We start from the raw sequence: 4,607 nt of genomic DNA on the forward strand, positions 1-4,607 counted from the left end.
GCTCAGGCGGGCCATGCCCAGTTCAGGCAGGGAGATCTCCTGGGCGACGTAGTCGTGATAGAGCGCGGTGGTGTAGAGCAGGCGCATCTGTGCGCCGATCTCGCAGATTTTCAGGCAGCGCTGCTGCAGCTCGGGCGTGTCGGCGTGTTCCAGCACGATCTGGTAGCCGCGTTCGCCGTGGATTTCGTCGGAGACGATATGCAGGTCGAAGAATTCGACTTCTTCGTCGGTGAAGCCRTAYTTGTCGCGCAGGGTCGGGGTCTGCTTGCGGTAGATCGASGGCACCTGGGACTCCAGGCCRACCACCAGGCCGGCGACGGCGACGAYSGGGTCTTCGCGCATGGCCACGGCGTAGCACCAGCTTTGCAGGCCACGGGTGGTGGCGGACATATTGTCGGGRTCGACCACGCGCTCGCGGGTGGTGCCGCAGGCTTCGGCAAAGCGGATCAGCAGGTCGGTATGGCGGTCGCCGCCGATTTCTTCCTCATACATRTTGGCGAGCAGGAAGTCCTTGGCTTCGGTGAAGCGGTCGGGGGTGCGGGCGTAGATGTAGGCGAGGTAGTCGGCGAAGGGTCCGACGTAGTGGTAATGGTTCTCGGCCCAGCGCGCGAGGTGGTCGCGGGAGAGCTTGCCGCTGGCCCAGGCCACGCTGAAGGGGGCCTTGTTGGCGCTCTTGCCCTTGATGGCGTTTTCAAGGGCGGCACGGAAATCATCACGGTTCATCAGTTCGGCCATTTGGGGGCTCCTGTGGGCAGCGAGTTCAAGGTTGGGGGACGGCGTGGCGTGGTCCGGAGCAGCACCGGCACCAGCAAGGCGCGCACCGCGTCGAGCACCGGCACGCGGGCAAAGCCGGCCACCGCGATCAGCGAGGACCAGGCGATCAACGTGCCGCCGCCCGTCCACACGGCCCCCATCTGCCCGATTGCCGCCAGGGTGGCGGAATCGAAGCCCACCACCGGACCCAGCGCGCCGGCCAGCGTGCCGGTCAGCGGCAGGCCGGCGAAGCCGGAGCCGTCGATGCCGGTGATCATGCCCACCAGCAGCACACCGAATGCGACCAGCACGTGGTTGTCCGGGATCATGTGCTGGTACGCCTGGATCAGCTCGAACAGCAGGCTGGGCGCCTTGCCGGCGCCGACACCCAGGATCTGCGCCGCGGTTTCGCCGGCGCCGACGAAGAAGAAGCCGGCAATCGGCAACACCGAGCCCATCGCCTTGAAGGCGAAGACGAAGCCGTCCGTAATGTGCTCCGGACATACGTCGAGCATCTTGCGGGGGCCTTCGGCGGCCAGCGTGGCCAGCATCATCAGCACCGCCGCAACCCCGCCAACCAGCGCTGCGGCATCGCCGCCCTTGAGTTCGGGCAGGCCGCTGCCCATCTTGGGCACCACCATCACCGCTACCACCGCCAGGAACGCGAGCGGCGTCACCACGGCAAAGCACTTCGACCACTTGACCCGGCGCAACGCCACCATGGCCAGGCTTCGCTCGATATTGGAATCGGTGGCCAACGGCTCGTCGTGCTCGGTGCCGCGCGCGATCTCGGCCTTGTCGAAGGTGCCGGACTGCTCGAAGCGCTCGTCGGCGCCGCTTGCGCGGGCTTGCCAGTTGGTCAGCAGGCTGCCGCTGGCCGGCACGATGTGCTTGCGCATCGACAGGTACGCCAGCGTCAGCGCGATGACGCCGGTAATGATCGACAGCACCAGCGCACGGTCGGCCACCACCACCGCACTGACCGCCGCGCCGGCGGCTTTGGCGCTGATGCCCGGCGCCACGCCGATCACATAGTCCGACGACAACGCCATGCCCTGCCCGGCTATGGCAATGGCCATGGCACCGGCCAGCGGCGGCAGTCCGGCGGCGATCGCGGCCGGCAGCAGGATGGCGGAAACCAGCGGCACCGCCGGCGTGGGCCAGAAAAACAGCGAAATCACATAGGTAATGCCAGCCAGGATAAAGAAGGCGGAATGGCCGTTCTTCATCACCAGCCGGAACGGCTCAACCATCCGGATATCCGAGCGCAGCGTCTTCAGCGAATTGAGCAGCGCTGTCATGAAGGCGATGACCAGGAAGATGTTGAACAACTCCTTGGCCGCCACCAGGCTTGCCGAAAATATCCCTCCCAGCGCGGAGACCGGGCTGCCGGTCAGCGCGAACACCACCAGGAACGTACCCAGAATCGACGGTACGACCACGTTGGCCCGCAGGATCATGGTCAGGACGATCACCGCCACGCCCAATAGGTAGATCCAGTGTGCCGCGCCAATCACCACTTCGTGTTGCATGAATTCCCCTTGGATCTTTGTCTGTAGAGACCATCGTGTCTGGAGCTATGGCTGCCCCATGAACGTATACTATATTCTTAACTTAGATCAAAACAAGCAGAATCTTCTTGGGGTAGGGAATCCCCCCAAATCGGTGCAAACCCTTATATTTCCGCGCCATAAGCGGGATTCCAGGCACCTTTTGGGAGCTGGATGTTAGTTGAGAACCCAGAATGGATGCCTTCTTTCTGCAAATTATGTAGACTGTATACCGTTAAAGACAGGCAGCAGCTTCCTACCGATCGATTACGCAGGCATCACACAAGACATACATGACGATTTCCACCCTCCTTCCCGCCGGCGTAACGGCCTGGCAATTTGGCATGATGGGCGCCCTGATCCTGGTGGGCGCCTGCCTGCAGGGCGTAGGCGGGATCGGCTTCTCCATGGTGTCGGCGCCGGTCGCGGTGCTGTTCTTCCCGCAACTGGCGCCCGGCCCCCTGCTCGCCATGGGTGGCCTCGTCTCCTTGCTTGGTGCACTACGCGAGTTCCGTGCCATTGCCTGGCGCACGGCGGGCAATGCCCTTCTGGGCCGCGCCGCAGGCACGGTGGTGGCAGTGGCTGCGATGACGCAATTGCCGGCGGAACTGCTGGCGTTGGTGTTCGCGCTGTCGATCCTGGCCGCGGTGGCGCTCAGCCTGCTGGGCTGGCGGGTGCAGGCTTCCGGACTGAATATGGCCTTCGCCGGCGCGGCCTCCGGCTTCATGGGCACGGTCACCTCGGCCGGCGCCCCGCCCTTTGCCATCGTCATGCAGCATCTGCCGCCGCCGCAGTTGCGCGCCACCATTGGCTGCATCCTTTGCGCCGGTGCGGCCTTCTCGCTGGCCATGCTGTCCGCCGCCGGCCGCTTTGGGCTGAGCGACCTCTGGCTCAGCCTGAGCCTGTCGCCCATGCTGCTGGTCGGCTTTGCCGTCTCGAACCGCCTCAAGAACCGCTTCTCGGCCAAGGCCGTGCGCAAGCTGCTGCTGGCGCTCTGCACCGCCGGCGCGATCGGCGTGCTGGTCAAGCTCGCCCTGCCCGCCTGAAACCCCGCGCCCGAAATCTCCCATCCTCTCCCGCTAATCCAGGAAACACACCATGTTGCATATCACCGACGAGATGATCGACCGCCACGTCAGCGCCGCCGACGCCCAGCAAGTGATGCTGGACGCCTTCCGCAGCTTTGGCGAAGGCAAGGCCGCCATGCAGGAGCGCATCCGCACCGAGGCGGGCGGCGTCAAGCTGTCCACGCTCGGGGCGGTGATTCCCGAGCAGCAGGTGGCGGGCGCCAAGGTCTACACCACCATCAAGGGGCAGTTTTCCTTTGTCATCCTGATTTTCTCGACGGAGGACGGCCGGCCGCTGGCCTCCTTCGATGCAGGCGCCATTACCCGGCTGCGCACCGCGGCCTGCTCGGTGCTGGCCGCCCGCCACCTGGCCCGGCCGGACGCGGCAGTGCTCGCGCTGTTCGGCGCCGGCACGCAAGGCGTGCAACATGCCCGCCAACTGGCCGCCACCCTGCCGCTCAAGCGCATCCTGCTGTCCGACCCGTATGCGGATGCCGCCACGCCCGAACGCCTGGCGCAGTGGTGCGGCATCCCCGTCGCCTTCGCTGAACCGGACCAGGCTGTGGCGCAAGCCGACATCGTGGTCACCGCGTCACGCTCCACCACGCCGCTGTTCTCCGGCCAGGCGCTCAAACCCGGCGCCTTTGTCGCGGCGATCGGATCGAGCCTGCCGCACACCCGCGAACTGGACGATGTGGCGCTCTCGCGCGCCAGCAAGCTAGTGGTGGAATGGCGCCCGCAATCGATGCGCGAAGCCGGCGATATCGTGCTGGCCGACCCCGCCGCGCTGCCCGCCGACAAGGTCGTCGAACTGGCCGATGTGGTCACCGGCCGCGTGCAACCACGCGGCAGCAACGCCGACATCCTGATCTACAAGTCGGTGGGGGTCGGTCTGGAAGACGTGGCGCTGGCGGGCTTCGCCTACAGGCAGATCGCCGCGGCGGGTGAAGCCAGAGCCGCGTGAGCGCGAGGCCGGATGCGCGATCGCTCGCCTTGGCAAGTTTGGCCCAAAAAGCTCTTTCGCAAAACTGCAGATAGTATACAATATTCACATGGATCCCGGATTTGGCTGGTTTCTGCGGCCGAGACCTCCGGACCACGCCACGCCGTCCCCCAACCTTGAACTCGCTGCCCACAGGAGCCCCCAAATGGCCGAACTGATGAACCGTGATGATTTCCGTGCCGCCCTTGAAAACGCCATCAAGGGCAAGAGCGCCAACAAGGCCCCCTTCAGCGT

At 65.3% G+C, this 4,607-nt stretch carries 4 protein-coding genes and 1 pseudogene; 3 read left to right on the forward strand and 2 right to left on the reverse strand.

Annotated features, from left to right (window positions below; translation table 11 throughout):
- Together AC1DKD_RS39710 and AC1DKD_RS39715 are read right to left on the reverse strand one after the other, a co-directional pair.
- On the reverse strand, positions 1-735 hold a 735-nt coding region (locus tag AC1DKD_RS39710; protein ID WP_477144604.1), incomplete at its 3' end, for a TenA family transcriptional regulator.
- Positions 723-2,285 carry a hypothetical protein gene (locus AC1DKD_RS39715; RefSeq protein ID WP_477144605.1) on the reverse strand — a complete coding sequence of 521 codons (1,563 nt, stop codon included), beginning with the start codon at positions 2,283-2,285 and terminating at the stop codon, positions 723-725. The genes AC1DKD_RS39710 and AC1DKD_RS39715, both read right to left, overlap by 13 nt.
- A gap of 311 nt (positions 2,286-2,596) precedes the next feature.
- Here AC1DKD_RS39715 and AC1DKD_RS39720 point away from each other — a divergent pair, with 311 nt between their 5' ends.
- The 3 genes and pseudogenes from AC1DKD_RS39720 to AC1DKD_RS39730 form a co-directional block, all read left to right on the forward strand.
- A complete protein-coding gene (locus AC1DKD_RS39720; RefSeq protein ID WP_441637566.1) occupies positions 2,597-3,349 on the forward strand; it encodes a sulfite exporter TauE/SafE family protein in 753 nt (250 codons plus the stop codon).
- Positions 3,350-3,401: 52 nt separating this feature from the next.
- On the forward strand, positions 3,402-4,334 hold the full coding sequence (locus tag AC1DKD_RS39725; RefSeq protein WP_477104750.1) for an ornithine cyclodeaminase family protein: 933 nt from the start codon (positions 3,402-3,404) through the stop codon (positions 4,332-4,334).
- 88 nt (positions 4,335-4,422) lie between these two features.
- Positions 4,423-4,607 (forward strand): annotated as a pseudogene (locus AC1DKD_RS39730) (hypothetical protein); the annotation flags it as partial.

It is taken from the genome of Cupriavidus sp. 05T313, assembly GCF_056396665.1.

Bases quoted from the DNA above. Each gene is read 5' to 3' on its own strand.
- AC1DKD_RS39715 (WP_477144605.1), bottom strand. From the start codon at position 2,285: ATGCAACACGAAGTGGTGATTGGCGCGGCACACTGGATCTACCTATTG.
- AC1DKD_RS39720 (WP_441637566.1), top strand. From the start codon at position 2,597: ATGACGATTTCCACCCTCCTTCCCGCCGGCGTAACGGCCTGGCAATTT.
- AC1DKD_RS39725 (WP_477104750.1), top strand. From the start codon at position 3,402: ATGTTGCATATCACCGACGAGATGATCGACCGCCACGTCAGCGCCGCC.